Here is a 17,171-nt window from a genome sequence, read left to right as displayed (position 1 = left end):
CTACGGTTAAATACTCCATGTAGGCCGGATAAGGCGCATATGCGTCGCCATCCGGCAATCATGCAAACTTACTCTTCGCCGTTAAAACCCGCGCGATTGAGCAGGAACTGCGACAGCAACGCCACCGGACGACCGGTTGCGCCTTTCGCTTTACCGGAACGCCATGCGGTGCCAGCGATGTCCAGGTGCGCCCAGTTGTACTTACGGGTAAAGCGCGACAGGAAGCAACCGGCGGTGATTGCGCCGCCAGGACGGCCGCCGATGTTCGCCATATCCGCAAAGTTAGACTCCAGCTGTTCCTGGAACTCATCGCCCAACGGCAAGCGCCATGCGCGGTCGCCCGCCTGTTCGGACGCGCTAATCAGCTCATGCGCCAGCGGATTGTGGTTCGACATCAGACCAGTGATGTGATGGCCCAGCGCAATCACGCAGGCGCCCGTCAGGGTCGCGACGTCAATCACCGCTTCCGGCTCAAAACGCTCAACGTAGGTTAACACGTCGCACAGTACCAGGCGGCCTTCGGCATCGGTGTTCAGCACTTCGACCGTCTGGCCGGACATGGTGGTCAGCACGTCGCCCGGACGATACGCTCGCCCGCCAGGCATGTTTTCGCAGCCTGCCAGCACGCCGATGACGTTAATCGGCAACTGAAGTTCCGCGACCATGCGCATCACGCCGTACACTGCCGCCGCGCCGCACATATCGTACTTCATCTCGTCCATGCCTTCGGCAGGCTTGATGGAGATGCCGCCGGAGTCAAAGGTCAGCCCTTTGCCGACCAGCACAACCGGACGCGCGTCTTCGGACGGGTTGCCTTTGTATTCGATAACCGACATCAGCGATTCGTTCTGCGAACCGTGACCGACCGCCAGATAAGAGTGCATACCCAGCTCTTTCATCTGCTGTTCGCCGATGACGCGGGTGATGACGTTCTTGCTGTAGCTGTCGGCCAACTGGCGCGCCTGAGAGGCCAGGTAGGCGGCATTACAGATATTCGGCGGCATATTGCCGAGATCTTTCGCTGCTTTAATCCCGGCGGCAATCGCCAGACCGTGTTGGATCGCACGCTCGCCGCTGGTTAGCTCACGGCGGGTCGGCACGTTGAAGACCATTTTACGCAGCGGGCGACGCGGCTCGCTCTTGTTGGTCTTCAGTTGATCAAAGCTGTACAGCGTCTCTTTAGCCGTTTCGACAGCCTGACGTACTTTCCAGTAGTTGTTGCGGCCTTTGACGTGCAGTTCGGTCAGGAAGCAGACCGCTTCCATTGAGCCGGTGTCATTCAGCGTATTGATGGTTTTCTGAATGACCTGCTTGTACTGGCGCTCATCGAGCTCGCGCTCTTTACCACAACCAATGAGGAGGATTCGCTCGGAAAGAACGTTAGGAACATGGTGCAGCAACAGGGTCTGCCCCGGTTTTCCTTCCAGTTCACCACGACGCAGCAGGGCGCTGATGTACCCGTCGCTGATTTTATCGAGCTGTTCTGCAATCGGAGAAAGGCGGCGTGGTTCAAAGACGCCCACGACGATGCAGGCACTCCGCTGTTTCTCCGGGCTACCGCTTTTTACACTGAACTCCATGCACTACGCTCCTGAATCTTAAAGACAACGGCGGCGGCTACAGTTAGAATTGCAAGCTTTCGTAACTCATGTCCGCAGTTGCGGTGACTTCGTGTTAATCTTAACGTTATTACGGCATTGGCACGTCAGAACGCGTTCTGAGTGGCGAATCCGCTGAGTATAATAATTTTAGCGACGATTTCGACGACTCAAGAGAATAAATGACGTTTAAGCCATGAAACAAGCTAAATTCCTGCAAAAGACGAGTTTTTACGGGCGTATTTAAAGTGATAATCATAAGATATCTGGTGCGGGAGACGCTCAAAAGCCAACTGGCGATTCTTTTCATCCTGCTTTTGATCTTCTTTTGTCAAAAGCTAGTGAGGATCCTCGGGGCGGCGGTTGACGGTGACATTCCGGCAAATCTGGTGCTCTCGCTACTGGGGCTGGGCGTGCCGGAAATGGCGCAGCTCATCCTGCCATTAAGCCTGTTCCTCGGGCTGTTGATGACGCTGGGCAAACTGTATACCGAAAGTGAAATAACGGTCATGCACGCCTGTGGTCTGAGCCGGGCTGTGCTGGTGAAAGCCGCGATGGTGCTGGCGCTGTTTACCGGCGTCGTCGCCGCTGTCAACGTCATGTGGGCGGGGCCCTGGTCATCCAGACACCAGGATGAGGTACTGGCGGAAGCAAAAGCCAATCCTGGCATGGCCGCGCTGGCGCAAGGGCAGTTCCAGCAGGCGACCAATGGCAGCGCCGTGCTGTTTATTGAAAGCGTTGACGGCAGCGATTTTAAAGATGTGTTCCTTGCGCAAATCCGCCCGAAAGGCAACGCCCGTCCTTCTGTGGTGGTGGCCGATTCTGGACATTTGACGCAATTGCGCGACGGCTCCCAGGTTGTGACGTTGAACAAAGGGACGCGCTTTGAAGGCACTGCCCTGTTGCGTGACTTCCGCATCACCGATTTCCAGAACTATCAGGCGATTATTGGTCATCAGGCCGTTGCGCTGGACCCGAACGATACCGATCAGATGGATATGCGCACGCTGTGGCAGACCGATACCAATCGCGCCCGTGCGGAACTGCACTGGCGTATTACGCTGGTATTCACCGTATTTATGATGGCGCTGATGGTTGTACCGCTGAGCGTGGTTAACCCGCGACAGGGGCGCGTGCTGTCGATGCTGCCGGCTATGCTGCTGTATCTGCTGTTCTTCCTCCTGCAAACCTCCCTGAAATCGAACGGCGGTAAGGGCAAACTGGACCCGGTTATCTGGATGTGGGCGGTCAACCTGATCTATCTGGCGTTGGCGGTTGGTCTGAACCTTTGGGATACGGTGCCGGTACGCCGCCTGCGCGCCCGTCTTCTGCGTAAAGGAGCGGTATAATGCAGCCGTTTGGTGTACTTGACCGCTATATCGGTAAAACCATTTTCACCACCATCATGATGACGTTGTTCATGCTGGTGTCGCTCTCCGGTATCATCAAGTTTGTTGACCAGCTCAAAAAAGCCGGGCAGGGGAGCTACGATGCGCTGGGCGCGGGGATGTATACCCTGCTCAGCGTGCCGAAAGATGTGCAGATTTTCTTCCCGATGGCGGCGCTGCTTGGCGCGCTGCTGGGGCTGGGGATGCTGGCGCAGCGCAGTGAACTGGTGGTGATGCAGGCTTCGGGTTTCACCCGGATGCAGGTGGCGCTGTCGGTGATGAAAACCGCTATTCCACTGGTGCTGCTGACAATGGCCATCGGTGAATGGGTTGCTCCGCAGGGCGAACAGATGGCGCGTAACTACCGTGCGCAGGCAATGTACGGCGGTTCGTTGCTCTCTACTCAGCAAGGCCTGTGGGCGAAAGATGGCAACAATTTCGTCTATATCGAGCGGGTGAAGGGCGACGAAGAGCTGGCGGGCATTAGCATCTACGCCTTTAACGATCAGCGTCGCTTACAGTCAGTGCGTTATGCCGCGTCTGCGAAGTTCGACGCAGACAACAAGGTCTGGCGTCTGTCGCAGGTGGACGAGTCTGACCTGAAAGACCCGAAACAGATCACCGGTTCGCAGACCGTGAGCGGCACCTGGAAAACCAACCTCACGCCGGACAAACTGGGCGTGGTGGCGCTGGACCCGGATGCGCTCTCCATCAGCGGTTTGCATAACTATGTGAAGTATCTGAAGTCGAGCGGCCAGGACGCCGGACGTTATCAGCTCAATATGTGGAGTAAAATCTTCCAGCCGCTTTCCGTGGCGGTAATGATGTTGATGGCGCTGTCGTTCATTTTTGGCCCGCTGCGTAGCGTGCCAATGGGCGTGCGTGTGGTGACCGGGATCAGCTTTGGTTTTGTCTTCTACGTTCTGGACCAGATTTTCGGCCCGCTGACGCTGGTTTATGGCATTCCGCCGATTATCGGCGCGCTGCTGCCAAGCGCCTCGTTCTTCCTGATTAGCCTCTGGCTGATGATGCGTAAGTCGTAAAATCGATCTCTCTCATTGTTGGCCAGATACGGCGCAGCGCCATCAGGCGCTGCGCTTAGCAAACAAGGATTCCTTCTGCTAGCGTTTTCTACCGCCCATCAGGCTACCTAACATCCCCCGGATAATTTGGTTCGTTACCTGACGCGCTGCGCTTTTGGCGACGCTCTGCACCACACCATCCCGTTTGCCGCCGCGTGGCCCGGTACTGCCAAACAATATCTCTTTCAGCCCGCCAAGAATTCCGTCATCAACGGTGACTTCTTTGCCTTTTGCTGGCGGATTGTTTTGCTGCTCGGTGGTGGCCTGAACGCCTTTTTGCAGCATTTCATACGCCGATTCGCGATCGACTTCGTCTTCATATTTGCCGTACAGCGAGGAGTGATTGATAAGCCCGTTACGCTCATCGTCCGTCACCGGCCCCATGCGTGAGCACGGTGCGATGACCATCGCTCGTTCAACCACTGACGGGCTGCCTTTGGCATCCAGGAAGGAGATCAGCGCCTCGCCGGTGCCCAGTTCCTGAATCGCTTTCTCGGTATCAAACGCCGGATTCGCCCGCATGGTTTGCGCGGCGGCTTTCACCGCTTTCTGATCTTTGGGGGTGAAGGCGCGCAGGGCGTGCTGTACGCGGTTGCCTAGCTGACCGAGCACGTTGTCCGGGATATCGGAAGGGTTCTGTGAGACGAACCAGACGCCCACGCCTTTGGAGCGGATCAGGCGAATGACCTGTTCGATTTTATCCAGCAGCACCTGCGGAGCGTCGTTGAACAGCAGGTGAGCTTCGTCGAAGAAGAACACCAGCTTCGGTTTCTCCAGATCGCCCGCTTCCGGCAGTTGCTCATACAGTTCGGAGAGCATCCACAGCAGGCTGGCAGCATACAGTTTGGGCATCTGGTAGAGTTTTTCGGCGCTAAGGATGTTGATAATACCTTTGCCGTTGGCATCGGTACGCATCCAGTCTTTGATGTCCAGCATCGGTTCGCCGAAGAAGTGCGCCGCGCCTTGCTGTTCCAGCGACAGCAGCCCGCGCTGGATCGCCCCGACCGATGCGCTGCTGATATTGCCATACTGGTTCTGGAAGGATTTGGCATTATCACCGATATACTGCGTGATCGCCCGCAGGTCTTTAAAGTCCAGCAGCAACAGCCCCTGGTCATCGGCGATGCGGAAGATAATATCCAGCACGCCGGACTGCACCTCGTTCAGGTTCAGCAGGCGAGCCAGCAATAGCGGCCCAAGATCGGAGACGGTCGCCCGTAGTGGATGACCTTTTTCGCCAAAAATATCCCACAGCACCACCGGATTAGCGTGCGGTTGCCAGTCGGTGATGCCGATATTTTTCAGCCGTGCGAGCAGTTTTTCAGAAGGTTCGCCTTCCTGCGCGACGCCGGTTAAGTCACCTTTCACATCCGCCATAAATACCGGAACGCCGATGTCTGATAGGGACTCAGCCAGTTTTTGCAGGGTAACCGTTTTGCCGGTTCCGGTTGCGCCGGTAATCAGCCCGTGACGGTTGGTCATGCCCGGCAACAGGAACAGTTCGCTTTCCAGCGTGCGGGCAATTAACAGGGGTGCACTCATGAGATTTTCTCCATTTATCCTGCCTGGAGTATAGGCAACTGCGGCGTACTCTTCACCGCTAAATTGCGGAGATTGCGAGAAGAATTCCAAAAGGGGGAACAAAACCGGGCAGCGAATGCCGCCCGGTGAAGGCAATCAAAAGTCGGCTTGCAGTACCACACGGTAGCGAGCTTTACCGTCACGAACGTGCTGGATGGCCTCGTTGATTTGCGACATCGGGAACAGCTCAGTCGTCGGCGAGACCTTGCTGCGCCCGGCAAATTTCATCAACTTGCGCAGTTCATACGGCGTACCGGTTGCCGAACCGGAGATGCTGCGATCGCCTGCAATCAGGGTAAACGCCGGAACCGGTAGCGGCTTCAGCACCGCGCCAACGGTGTGGAAGTTGCCGCCATAGGCCAGCGCTTCGAAGTAAGGCTGCCAGTCGAGATCGACATTGACGGTGTTGATGATGAGATCAAATTGACCTGCCAGCGCTTCCAACGCCTCTGGATCGCGGCTGTTGACCACTTTATCGGCGCCCATCGCCAGCACTTCCTGTTCTTTGGCCGGACTGGAGCTGAACGCGGTAACCTCGCAGCCCATCGCGTGTAGCAGCTTAATGGCGATATGACCGAGGCCGCCGATGCCGATCACCCCAACGCGACTGGTGGCGGTAACGTGGTGCATCAGCAGCGGTTTGAAGACGGTGATGCCGCCGCACAGCAGAGGGCCTGCGGATTCAATATCGATGCTTTCTGGAAGCGGGATCACCCATTGCCAGTCTGCTCGCAGCTTCTCGGCAAAGCCGCCGCGATTGAGGATGGTTGGCACCGATCCTTCCAGACAGTTAATCTGATTGCCACTGATACAGGCATCGCAGTGCCCGCAGCTGCGCGCCGTCCAGCCAATCCCAACTCGTTGACCTACCTTCAGACCTTTATCCTGCGCGGCGCTGCCGAGTGCCACGACGCGGCCAATTACCTCATGCCCGGCAACCAGCGGATACTGAGAAAAGCCCCATTCGTTGTCGATCATCGACAGATCGGAGTGGCAGATACCGCAGTAATCTACCTGTACCTCAACATCTTCCGGCTTGAGTTCACCCGCATCATATTCATAGAGTTCAAGTTCGCTGCCCGCCTCTTTTGCGGCATAGCTTTTTATAATAGACATCGTGTTTCCCTCAGTGTGGTGTTGAACTGGAAGTGTAGAGCATGGGAAACGGAGTCGCTTCGCAGAAGGAGGGGTTAAGGAGGTGCCCGCCGTGGGGTTGTGCTGATTTTTTCAACACTTAGCGAGCCGGGCATATGCTACCGCTTGCATGGTGGCGTGTGACAGGTATAATCCACAACGTTTTCCGCATACCTCTTCAGTGCCGAAGTGGCGAAATCGGTAGACGCAGTTGATTCAAAATCAACCGTAGAAATACGTGCCGGTTCGAGTCCGGCCTTCGGCACCAAGTGATGCAATAATTAGCTACCTAAGGGTGGCTTTTTTTGTGTCCATTTACGTCCAAACTCGTCCATATCCGTCTGTAATTCAAAGATAATTTATTTTTGATTGATAACCATATTTATTTTGTGGTCTTTCCGTGTTGGTCGTTTTTCATCCATTGACATCCAGGCGATTTGGGGGCAAAAAAGGGGGCAAACCCGGTTCGATAGAGGAGTGACCCCCAAATGGCGCTTACAGATCTCGCAATCCGGCATGCCAGGCCGCTTGGCAAGGCATACAGGCTTTCTGACTGTCACGGTCTTTACATTCAGGTGAACCCCAGCGGATCTAAGCTGTGGTATCTGAAATTTCGCTTTGGAAACAAAGAGAACCGTATGGCATTAGGCCCTTATCCGCTTATTTCTCTCGCACTGGCAAGAGAGAAGCAAGCGGATATAAGAAGGCTTATTTTAGAAGGCATTAATCCGGCGGAAAAACGCAGAGAGGAAAAGCGGGGTGGAGAGCCCCTTTATACGTTCGAGTCCGTGGCGCGCGAATGGGTCTCCAGCAACGTGAACTGGTCGGCAGAACATAAGAAGCGGGTGTTGCGTTATTTTGAGCTTTACGTCTTTCCCACGAACGGTAGCTGCGACATTACCAAAATGAAGGTCAAAGACCTGCTGGTACCGATCAAAGAGGTGGAGAAAGCGGGCAAACTGGATGTCGCTTCTCGTCTCCAGCAACGTACCGCCTGCGTGATGCGCTACGCCGTCCAGAACGGCATTATCGATCATAACCCTGCATCAGATTTAACTGGCGCGGTCTCCACGCCCAAAGTACGTCACCATCCAGCGCTGGATTTGAATCTTATCCCTGATTTCCTGGAAAGAGTCGACGATTTCAAAGGACGTAAGCTGACTCAACTGGCGGTAAAGCTGGCGCTGTTGCTGTTTATCCGCTCCAGCGAACTGCGCTTCGCCCGCTGGGATGAAATAGACCTGCATAACGCCATGTGGACCATTCCCGCTGAGCGAGAACCGATCCCCGGCGTTAAGTACTCTGCGCGCGGTGCGAAGATGCGTTCTCCTCACCTGGTCCCTCTGTCACATCAGGCCATCGAACTGCTGCACGATGTGCGGCAGCATTGCCGACCGGGAACTGAACTGGTGTTCCCCGGCGATCATAACTACCGCAAGCCAATGAGTGAAAACACCATTAACAAAGCACTGCGTGTGATGGGCTACGACACCCAGAAAGATGTCTGCGGTCACGGTTTTCGCACTATGGCCTGTAGCGCGCTGGTGGAGTCGGGCCTGTGGTCAAGCGACGCGGTAGAGCGCCAGATGAGCCATCAGGAGCGTAAGCGCGTGCGGGCGGCGTATATCCATAAGGCGCAGCATCTCGAAGAGCGTCGGGAGATGATGCAGTGGTGGGCCGATTATCTGGATGCGAACCGCTTCAGGCATGTGGTGCCGTATGGCTTCAAAAAATCGCAGGGAGGCGCACTCGACCATATGAGCTTCCAGGAGCGCAATGACCGGCAACTAGAGGAGCTGAAAGCCAGAATACTGGCTGACTCGGAATGGCTGACGGCGTCTGAGTTATCGGCAAAAGCGGGTTTCCGTTCTACCGATCCTGATACTGGCCCCAAAGGTTGGAAAGCCGCCGGGAAGATATTCTCGCTGTTCAAGGAACGCAAAACGCCGTGGGGACTGGCTATCTGGTTTGGTTCGGCAAACCGCAGGTTGAGAGGTGGGAAGCCGAAAGATTTGCTGATTTCGAAGTCAGAGTTGGTTCTGATGGCGGCGCAGGATGAGGTGGAGTCGGAGGATGCTGGTATTTAGTCATTCTCGGAGCTGGGCTGTTTATATCGGGCGGGCAAAGGGAGTTAGTGAATTGGTGCCCAACCCCGTATGAGAGGTTGGAGCTAGCTTGGTGTTTTCGTTAGTTAAATTTATAGCCCACTAAGAGTAAAAACTTTAGTCATTGAGCTAGAAAAATCATGATGTTGCATATAAATTAACTAGTTATTAACATGGGGCCTTTTATCAGCAGGGAAGCCAGTCACTGTTTTAAATGATGTTGTAATTTTTGAGCAAAAGAACTCAATTGTAGTTAGAGGCTATTGGTAGAAAAATCAGAAGCATAGTGGTCTACTGGTTGAAAGCAAGTTTGTTTTGCTCTGCAACTTAGCTTATACTCGAAAGCGCTCTTTAGCGTAAACGGGTTACAACTTGTCGGGTGATTAGCCAGACACTAACTTATTGAACGAGTTAAATTTGCGATGTATTCGCATCCCAAACTCGTTTCGCTCGTTTGGGATGCGAACACATCGCACCCTTTAGTAAAGAGTCAAACCAGTCCTGCTACACTGTTATGTTAATCGCAGTTGTAGCAGGCTTTTAAGGGATGAGTTAATGAAAATTGTATCTGTATTAGCACAACAGCTCAAATGCTCTGAGTCAGATATTCTCAAACTAATCCTTAATGCGCCATATAAATATCGAGTTTATTCTATTCCTAAACGTACGCATGGCCGTCGGATAATAGCTCAACCCACAAAAGCTGTAAAAGAACTCCAAAGATCTTACTTGAAATATAAAGATTTTCCATTTCATACAAATTCAATGGCTTATAGAAAAGGGTTTAGCATTAAAGATAATGCTGAATCACACAGATTAAGCGCTTATTTATTGAAAATGGATTTGGCTAATTTTTTTAATTCTTTAACTCCAGATGTATTTTGGGATATTTGGAGGCAACATTGGGAGCCTCTTCAATCATTAGAACATAGGTTGGTTGAAAATATATTGTTTTGGGATAACAGTGGGAAGTTAATGTTAAGCGTTGGAGCTCCAAGTTCTCCAGCTATTTCTAATTTTTGTTTGTATTTTTTTGATAATGCGGTCAGTGAATATTGCGAAAAAATTAATGTGATATATACGCGTTATGCTGATGATCTTACTTTTTCATGTAATGATCCAAATATACTTCCAACTCTTCCTGAGTTCATTTCTAGAGTATTAAAAGAAAAATTTAGTGGGAAAATTTTGGTAAACCATCAGAAAACTATTTTTTCTTCTAAAGCTCATAATCGTCATGTAACTGGAATTACAATTACTAACGATGAGAAACTTTCGATCGGAAGATATAGGAAAAGATACATTAAGCACCTAATTAATCAGTATAAATATAATCTTTTAGATACTGAAGCTATTTATCATCTTAAGGGTATGATCTCTTTTTCAAATCATATAGAACCTGATTTTTTAAATTCATTGAGGAAAAAATACTCTTCTAATCTAATAGATGAAATTATCGAGGTGAATAAGTGAAAGACTATTATGATAATTCTAATCAAAAGAATAAAACAAGAGCATTGTTGCGCAACGCAAGAAAGCATAATATTTCATCTATGTTTGAGCTTATGGAGTACTATGAAGATAGTACAAGCACAAATTTAGATTTGAAAAGTGCAAATGAATATTTTAATCATTGCCTTAATGAATTGAATTTTCAGTCAACAGAAGAGAATGAAACCCCAAAAAATAAAATAAAGATAGATAATCTAAAACTAATAAACTTCAGAAAATTCAAAGAATTAAATATATCATTCGAAGATGATTTCACTGTTCTTATTGGTGATAATGGCGCTGGGAAAACTACAATTTTAGATGCCTTGTCAAGAACATTTTCATATATTAATGCGCGAATTATTGCTAAAGGAAGAAATGGACGTCCATTAGATAATACAGATGTTAAAGTTGGTTGCGCTGATAATGCTGAGGTAATAACGTCAATTAGCCTTGGGAAAAACACAAAATATAGTGGATCACTAACTCGGCCAGCAAAAGGTATCGAAAATTCCAAAACAAGTAATCTCGATAGCTACAGTAGCCTAGCTAACTTATTTAGAGTTATCAATCATAGAAGTAATAAGTATTATAATAAAGAAATAAATATTCCTTTATGTGCTTTTTATTCCGTAGAAAGATCTTTGTTAAAATCAAATTTGAGTTTTGAATTAGAGAAATTAGACTCTGCCTCTACCAACTCTAGATTTGATGCTATTGAAAAAAATGCATTAGATGGTTCCTCAAATATTGAAGAATTCTTAAAATGGTTTATATATATAGACAACCTTCAAAATAATAACCTAATAATAAATGAAATAAAATTATTAGAGGCAGAGGTTAATGCTTTTGAGTTAATCGCCGAGCAGTCAAGTTTATTTGCAGATGAGCTAGAAAAGAGGAAAAAAAAATTATCATCTAAAAAAGAATTACTCATAAATGTAACTAGTTTGCATATAGATAAGATCAAACAACATGTGAAGAATGCAATCACAAATGCTGTTCCAAGTATCTCAGATATTTATGTCGACCGTTCCTCAGGCAGAGTAGAAGTTAAAATAATAAATGATGGTATAGATATTAATGTTTTCCAGGCATCTAAAGGTCAGTTGGTTTATTTATCATTAATTTCTGATCTTGCGAGAAGATTAATTTTTATGAATCCTGTTTTGGATAATCCTTTACATGGGCAAGGTATTGTTTTAATTGATGAAGTAGAGTTACACTTGCATCCAGAATGGCAGCAAAATATTATAAATAATTTGACATCAACATTCCCAAATATTCAATTTGTTATTACTACACATAGCCCACAAGTATTATCTACTATAAGTAAACAAAAAATAAGAAAATTGAGTGTTAACATAGATGGTGAAGATATAGTCGCAATTCCAATTGCTGAGAGTTATGCTCGCTCTACATCAACGGTCCTCAGTACAATAATGCATGTTGAACCAATTCCTGATTTCCCTGAGAAAAAAATGCTTGATAAGTATCGTAAAATTATCGAGCAAGGGGATTTTCGTTCGTCTGATGCAACAGAACTATATCAGAAATTAGTAAAAGTTCTTGGTGAAAACCACGAAGAACTAGTTAGCTTATCATTAGTAAAACGCAGAAGGGAAAAATTAGAATGAGACATATTATTAAAGGTGGGGCTGATTATTTTTTGTCTCAAAAAAATAAAAATAAACCTAATACAGCTGATGATGCTACTAGAGCTTGGAGTAGGTTTAAATATAAAGATGCTACAGTAAAGCGTTGTTTAAATGAACAGTTTTTTTTGTGTTGCTATAGTGAAATCTGCTTGAATAATCGCTTTCCCATTATGGGAAGTGAAGGCATTGTTGTGAGTACCGATTATGGTTACCATTTGGAGCATATAGAACCTAAATCTCTAAATCCTCATAAAACATTTGAGCACAGTAATCTTATCGTTTCCGCAATTTCTAGTTCAAGCCTTCATTTACTTAGCAGGAAAGATGTATTTGGTGGGCATGCTAAGCTAAGTAGATATAGTAACACTTCGTTTATTTCTCCGTTAATGGCTAATTCTCAAGATTATTTCCACTATGAGGCATCAGGAAGAGTTGTTCCTAAAGAATCGCTAAATGATAAGAGAGAAAAAGCTAAAGCCAGGCTAACTATTTATTTACTGAACCTAAATGCGCCGGTATTGGTTCATTGGCGAAAAGTCTGGATTTCCGCATTATCTAAATTGATAGATGAGAGTGACCCTCAAGTAATTAGACAAATGGCAGAATTAGAATTATCTCCTGTTGGCAATGCCCTCAGACCTTTCTATACCGCTCAAAGGCAATTATTTGGTAAGATAGGTGATGGCATTTGTAATAATATATGACAACAGATTTTATTTAAACTATTATTACTCTAGGGGAGATGTAATATGCTCCCCCTGCTTTATCAATTCAGATTTTATCTGTGCAAAAAATATCAACTGCAAAAACAATATATGAAGTTTGCCCCCCAATTGTTATTTTTTGATATTGCGAATGTAGGATTTGTAATCGCATCGGAATTATATTAGTGTCTTATTGGAGAAGTAATCGATTGACTTTTAATGATTTGCTTCGATATAATATTTTTCTTCTAATATCAAGTTGTTAGTTGCGATAGATTTATAATATTTACAGTTTTATAACGTATTAGATATTTACTTGTTAAAGCATATTATTGATTCAATTCCTGTACCAACCTGGTGTTGATATACAGCTTTTCACGACCAACGCTCATTTCTTCCAGCACGCCTATATCTACTAACTGTTTGAGATACGCTGATGCCGTCTGGCGTTTAGCGATACCTCGTTCAACAAGGTTATCGATCCGGCAATACGGTTGTGCATAGAGCACCTGGATGAGTTCATAGGTATAAATTTTTGGCAGCTTCTCACGTACATACTCGGTCGTTTCTGCCATCAATGCCCGAACGACCGCAATCTTATCAGTCGTCCATCGAGACGTGTTTTCTACGGCCTCCAGCATAAATAATATCCACGATTCCCAGTCTCCTTCCTCTGTTACCCTACGCAATAGCGTGTAGTAATCACTACGTCTCTCCAGGATAAAGCGTGACAGGTACAGGATAGGCAGTGAAAGCAATTCATTTTGAATCAGGTAAAGAATATTCAGGATACGGCCTGTTCGCCCATTCCCATCCGGAAAAGGGTGGATACACTCAAACTGATAGTGCGCAATAGCCATTTTCACCAATGGGTCTAAATCATCATCGCCATGTATGAACTGCTCCCAGTTCGCCAATAAGTTACGGATGGTATCTTCACCCACCGGGGGGGTATATACCACGCTGTTATTCTGATCGCGCAGTACTGTGCCCGGTGTTTTCCTGATATCGGTCTGAATTGCGCGTAATTTGGTGCAGATAGCGATTGCGGTGTTTGTGCAAAGTGGATAGGTCTCAAGATGGGTATAACCATCATAAAGCGCCGTACGATAGCGCAATGCTTCTTTGGTTGCTGGATCTGCTCCGTCTGCACGATCAGCATACTGAAAGAGCTGATCGCTGGTCGTTACGATGTTCTCAATGCGTGAGGAATCTTTCGCTTCCAGCATCGGGAGAATGTTAATCAACAATCCCTGATCGGGGATCAACTCACCCGCCGTTTTCAGCTCTGCAATTGCCGCGCGCGCATTTATACACGCTTTTAGTACATTACGTGTTTCTATCTGCTGCAGATCAGGCGACAGTTTTGGCAGATCGTTGTAAGGGGCTTCGGGATTCCAGCTCATATGTTTATAAAGACCGATTTCATCGACATATAGACATCATATGTCGATGCTATAAGCATGTCACGGCATCATGTTTAAAAAATCGTGTTTTATCGACATATCGCCGCAACGTGTCGATGGCATAAACATGTTTTGGCAATATGTTTAAAAAAATGCTTTTTATCGACATATCCTCAGACGCTTGGCGCAGACAATCTGGATTTGTCTCGGAAGAGACTTCACTACCTGAGATGTATTAACCTTTAAATGAGGTCTCTCGGCAACCTTGCAACTGCAAAAAATGCCCCTATTTCATGGCTAATTAACCGCGAAATTCTAGCCATGGAGGATACTACCGATGTCATCCCGGACACACCGCCAGCTCGTAAGCGTTGAAGTGATGTGGCCTGCTCAGACGCTACCGCTTCCCCTGCAACAGGTAGTCGAAGCATTGAATCAGGGCGAAACGCCCGATCAAATTATTACCCGCATGAACCAACAGGGCCTGCTGGCATGGCGTGAGGATGCATCCGTGCAGGATACACACGATATCTTTCAGGTACGGCTGGACAATCAGCATGAAGCGCGGTTTCTCTGCCGCTACGTTACGCTGCCGCTGCACTGATGTCCGTATCCCGGTAACGCGAAATTGAAGAGTGCTGTTTATCACCGGATAAATTAATATGCTATAAAATAAAGAGTTAGCATATGTCGTTTCAGGGATGATGAGTTGTAAATGAAGAAGAAACTGCCAGACCAGCTTACCAGGGAATGCATTATTGCGGCTATGCGCGCCTATGATGAAGGTGTACGCCACCAGTTCAGCGAGTCCCGGCTGTATGATGTGGTCTTTGAAGGGCGCAGTTATCCACCGAAAGCTATAGTCGGTATTGCTGCTTCAAATATGACAGGCGTTGAGTTTTCCCCTGAAGATTTTAGTGGTGGTATCAAGTCGAAATGCGTCAAGTTGCTTACCGATCAAGGGTTTCAGATCGTTGAGAAAAATTTGGGTAACGAGCAGCCTGCCATCAGTATTTTTCCTGATGAACTGCCACCGCAGAGCGTATTTACTGAAGGTGCCGCTACGCAGGTAACGGTTAACCGCTATGAACGCGACCGTAAGGCCCGGCAGGCCGCATTAGCCTGGCATGGTTGCCTGTGCAAAGTATGCGGCATTGATATGATGAGGGTGTATGGTGAGATAGCAAAAGGTTTTATCCATATACACCACCTGATTCCGCTATCAGACATCAAAGATAATTACTCTCTGGATCCCAAAAAAGATCTTATTCCCGTCTGCCCTAATTGCCACGCCATGTTGCATCGGCGTAATCCGCCTTTTTCGCCTGAAGAATTGAAATCAATTATTGAATATCATGCGGCTCTTTAGGTATTAAAGCCCATTCGCTGTAGCTCGGTGGAAGAGAGTATTTTGATATAAATTGCTATTCGCGCAGCAACTTCAGCCACGGATTATTCGCCGGCACTTTCTCCCCAAACACCAGCCCCGGATCTTCCATCAGAAACCCTTTCAACTGACTACTTTTCTTTTGTGGCGCGCGAACCTCGCAGGTCCAGATAAAACTGTCATCATTACAGCGCAGGGCCAGCCCTGACTCCTGAAACATTCGCTGTGCCAGCTTCCAGCCGTCGCCGGTGTCTCCAGTGGTTTCTGATGCGTATATCTTAAAGATCCCCGGTGAAATCAAGAAAAGATGGTTTTCCACCACATGTATCTTGCCGTTCCGGGTATTCACCGTGCCTGAAGGGCTGGTGTGGTTCTTCAGCCACTGCAGGAAGTTGTTATTGTCACCAAGCCTCGGGTCGTCTGCTATTTCCGGCAGCGGTTGAGTGGGGGCGCTAAGTTCAGGGACGGGTTCAGCTTCGCTTACCGGCGTCACATTACCGGCAAAACAGGCGGGACGTTGTTCGCCTGGCTCCCATATTGCAGACGTTGTTAGGCGCAGCAGCGTCAGCGGTTCAACGGGCGACCAACCCTTATCCGATCGAATAATGCAGCGCCAGATCGCTTTATCCTCATTGGCAACAATAAGCTGATGCGTCAGCAGTTCGTCAAACAGGCGGTTATTGTTTTCCGGCACGCTAGATACGCCATGCTGGAGCAGCCAGGCGCGAACCCGGTCGGCGGTGGTTTTGCTGATAAGCCACAGCGCATCCTCCGTCAGCCAGCCATCGGATCCGCATTCGGGATTATTCAGTCGATAATCGTTCTGCACCAGCGACCGTAAGGCTGTAAGAAGCTGCTGGGGAAAGGAAGAGGGCTTTTGTGCCAGCGCAGTTTTGATATCGCCGCCGAGGTATCGGGCGACAGAGGCTTTATCGGCCTGCTGTACCAGTTCCGCCAGCGCGCCAGCGCGTTCGTAGTGTCCGGTGATCTGATAAATCAGGGACGCAAAAACCGTGGGATATCCGGCCAGCCAGTCCAGTAATGGCGAGGGTATCAACTGATTAATCAGCATTGCGCTAGCCGCCGGATGCAGATGATAGTCGCGACCGTGGCTCTGGTACTGCCAGCGATAAGGCTGTGCCAGATTACCCTGCCACGGATGCCAGCGGGTGCCATCACGTTGATGAATCTCCATATCCACGGCGATTTTTCCCGTATCGTGCAGTAATGCCGCGCAGACCACCGTGACCGTCCATGCGCTGGCCTGCCGGGCCTGTTCTTCTGCACCCGCTTCCGGTGGCAGCAGATAACCTTGGCGCAGCCGGATGGCGTTGCAGGCAACTTCCAGCGAATGATCCAGCAACCCGCCGGGAGTGGAATGGTGATGACTTTGTGAGGCGGGCAGCAGTTGTACCAACGCGGCGAAGCGATGAATCGCCGTGAGGATCCAGCTATCAAACAGGGTATCCGGCAGCGGGGTCAGTTGCCGTAACTGCTGCAAACAGGACTGGCGTAACGGTGTCGCCAGCAATCGCTCTGCGGATTGTGGCGCAAACCAACCCTCCGGCAGCGTAGCGTCTGGTGCAGGTGGCTGGCTCCGGGATGGTCTTTGTAGCCACTTCAGCATATTTCTCCTT

Annotated in this window: 14 protein-coding genes and 1 tRNA gene; 10 read left to right on the top strand and 5 right to left on the bottom strand. The window is 48.8% G+C overall.

Annotated elements, in window-relative coordinates; all coding sequences use genetic code 11:
• Positions 1 to 68: 68 nt before the first annotated feature.
• Positions 69 to 1,580, bottom strand: a complete 1,512-nt coding sequence (pepA, locus tag OGY62_RS19540) for a leucyl aminopeptidase (protein ID WP_047459338.1) — start codon at positions 1,578 to 1,580, stop codon at positions 69 to 71.
• A gap of 153 nt (positions 1,581 to 1,733) precedes the next feature.
• Here pepA and ytgA point away from each other — a divergent pair, with 153 nt between their 5' ends.
• The 3 genes from ytgA to lptG all read left to right on the top strand — a co-directional run bounded on the left by ytgA (position 1,734) and on the right by lptG (position 4,029).
• Complete coding sequence (gene ytgA, locus OGY62_RS19535) at positions 1,734 to 1,784, top strand: protein YtgA (RefSeq protein WP_211180521.1); 51 nt, start codon at positions 1,734 to 1,736, stop codon at positions 1,782 to 1,784.
• Positions 1,785 to 1,846: 62 nt separating this feature from the next.
• On the top strand, positions 1,847 to 2,947 hold the full coding sequence (gene lptF / locus OGY62_RS19530) for an LPS export ABC transporter permease LptF (RefSeq protein ID WP_012134315.1): 1,101 nt from the start codon (positions 1,847 to 1,849) through the stop codon (positions 2,945 to 2,947).
• On the top strand, positions 2,947 to 4,029 hold the full coding sequence (lptG, locus tag OGY62_RS19525; RefSeq protein ID WP_012134314.1) for an LPS export ABC transporter permease LptG: 1,083 nt from the start codon (positions 2,947 to 2,949) through the stop codon (positions 4,027 to 4,029). The genes lptF and lptG overlap by 1 nt, the downstream gene beginning before the upstream one ends.
• Before the next feature lie 78 nt (positions 4,030 to 4,107).
• On the opposite strand, the gene OGY62_RS19520 is transcribed toward lptG, so the two are convergent.
• Both OGY62_RS19520 and ahr read right to left on the bottom strand, forming a co-directional pair.
• On the bottom strand, positions 4,108 to 5,610 hold the full coding sequence (locus OGY62_RS19520; protein WP_024130764.1) for a helicase HerA-like C-terminal domain-containing protein: 1,503 nt from the start codon (positions 5,608 to 5,610) through the stop codon (positions 4,108 to 4,110).
• Positions 5,611 to 5,745: 135 nt separating this feature from the next.
• Positions 5,746 to 6,765 carry an NADPH-dependent aldehyde reductase Ahr gene (gene ahr / locus OGY62_RS19515; RefSeq protein ID WP_047459336.1) on the bottom strand — a complete coding sequence of 340 codons (1,020 nt, stop codon included), beginning with the start codon at positions 6,763 to 6,765 and terminating at the stop codon, positions 5,746 to 5,748.
• A 201-nt stretch (positions 6,766 to 6,966) separates the two neighbouring features.
• On the opposite strand from ahr, the gene OGY62_RS19510 reads away from it, so the two are divergent.
• The 5 genes from OGY62_RS19510 (at position 6,967) to OGY62_RS19490 (ending at position 12,741) form a co-directional block, all read left to right on the top strand.
• Positions 6,967 to 7,051: transfer RNA gene (locus OGY62_RS19510), tRNA-Leu, on the top strand.
• Between the two features lie 220 nt (positions 7,052 to 7,271).
• Positions 7,272 to 8,870 carry a tyrosine-type recombinase/integrase gene (locus tag OGY62_RS19505; protein WP_286460440.1) on the top strand — a complete coding sequence of 533 codons (1,599 nt, stop codon included), beginning with the start codon at positions 7,272 to 7,274 and terminating at the stop codon, positions 8,868 to 8,870.
• Between the two features lie 573 nt (positions 8,871 to 9,443).
• A complete protein-coding gene (locus OGY62_RS19500; RefSeq protein ID WP_074163196.1) occupies positions 9,444 to 10,361 on the top strand; it encodes a retron St85 family RNA-directed DNA polymerase in 918 nt (305 codons plus the stop codon).
• A complete protein-coding gene (gene ptuA / locus OGY62_RS19495) occupies positions 10,358 to 12,016 on the top strand; it encodes a retron Ec78 anti-phage system effector ATPase PtuA (RefSeq protein WP_286460439.1) in 1,659 nt (552 codons plus the stop codon). The genes OGY62_RS19500 and ptuA overlap by 4 nt, the downstream gene beginning before the upstream one ends.
• Positions 12,013 to 12,741 (top strand): retron system putative HNH endonuclease, encoded by a 729-nt coding sequence (locus OGY62_RS19490; RefSeq protein WP_074163194.1) that lies wholly within the window; start codon positions 12,013 to 12,015, stop codon positions 12,739 to 12,741. Before ptuA ends, OGY62_RS19490 begins: the two co-directional genes overlap by 4 nt.
• 329 nt (positions 12,742 to 13,070) lie before the next feature.
• Here OGY62_RS19490 and fic read toward each other — a convergent pair whose 3' ends face one another.
• Complete coding sequence (gene fic / locus OGY62_RS19485; RefSeq protein WP_286460438.1) at positions 13,071 to 14,147, bottom strand: protein adenylyltransferase Fic; 1,077 nt, start codon at positions 14,145 to 14,147, stop codon at positions 13,071 to 13,073.
• Positions 14,148 to 14,484: 337 nt separating this feature from the next.
• Between fic and OGY62_RS19480 the strand changes: the two genes are divergently transcribed.
• Positions 14,485 to 14,751: a hypothetical protein gene (locus OGY62_RS19480; RefSeq protein ID WP_047459329.1), complete on the top strand. Its 267-nt coding sequence runs from the start codon at positions 14,485 to 14,487 to the stop codon at positions 14,749 to 14,751.
• 111 nt (positions 14,752 to 14,862) lie between these two features.
• A complete protein-coding gene (locus tag OGY62_RS19475) occupies positions 14,863 to 15,516 on the top strand; it encodes an HNH endonuclease (RefSeq protein WP_286460437.1) in 654 nt (217 codons plus the stop codon).
• 55 nt (positions 15,517 to 15,571) lie between these two features.
• Here OGY62_RS19475 and mobH read toward each other — a convergent pair whose 3' ends face one another.
• Complete coding sequence (gene mobH, locus OGY62_RS19470; RefSeq protein WP_286460436.1) at positions 15,572 to 17,161, bottom strand: MobH family relaxase; 1,590 nt, start codon at positions 17,159 to 17,161, stop codon at positions 15,572 to 15,574.
• Between the last annotated feature and the right edge of the window lie 10 nt (positions 17,162 to 17,171).

Origin of the sequence: Citrobacter sp. CK198, from assembly GCF_030333295.1 — a bacterium.
Lineage (GTDB): Bacteria > Pseudomonadota > Gammaproteobacteria > Enterobacterales > Enterobacteriaceae > Citrobacter_B > Citrobacter_B koseri.
Note: the sequence above shows the minus strand (reverse complement) of the source record. Positions and strands in the feature narration are given on the sequence as shown.

Bases quoted from the DNA above. Each gene is read 5' to 3' on its own strand.
- pepA (WP_047459338.1), bottom strand. From the start codon at position 1,580: ATGGAGTTCAGTGTAAAAAGCGGTAGCCCGGAGAAACAGCGGAGTGCC.
- lptG (WP_012134314.1), top strand. From the start codon at position 2,947: ATGCAGCCGTTTGGTGTACTTGACCGCTATATCGGTAAAACCATTTTC.
- OGY62_RS19520 (WP_024130764.1), bottom strand. From the start codon at position 5,610: ATGAGTGCACCCCTGTTAATTGCCCGCACGCTGGAAAGCGAACTGTTC.
- ahr (WP_047459336.1), bottom strand. From the start codon at position 6,765: ATGTCTATTATAAAAAGCTATGCCGCAAAAGAGGCGGGCAGCGAACTT.
- OGY62_RS19505 (WP_286460440.1), top strand. From the start codon at position 7,272: ATGGCGCTTACAGATCTCGCAATCCGGCATGCCAGGCCGCTTGGCAAG.
- OGY62_RS19500 (WP_074163196.1), top strand. From the start codon at position 9,444: ATGAAAATTGTATCTGTATTAGCACAACAGCTCAAATGCTCTGAGTCA.
- OGY62_RS19490 (WP_074163194.1), top strand. From the start codon at position 12,013: ATGAGACATATTATTAAAGGTGGGGCTGATTATTTTTTGTCTCAAAAA.
- fic (WP_286460438.1), bottom strand. From the start codon at position 14,147: ATGAGCTGGAATCCCGAAGCCCCTTACAACGATCTGCCAAAACTGTCG.
- OGY62_RS19480 (WP_047459329.1), top strand. From the start codon at position 14,485: ATGTCATCCCGGACACACCGCCAGCTCGTAAGCGTTGAAGTGATGTGG.
- OGY62_RS19475 (WP_286460437.1), top strand. From the start codon at position 14,863: ATGAAGAAGAAACTGCCAGACCAGCTTACCAGGGAATGCATTATTGCG.
- mobH (WP_286460436.1), bottom strand. From the start codon at position 17,161: ATGCTGAAGTGGCTACAAAGACCATCCCGGAGCCAGCCACCTGCACCA.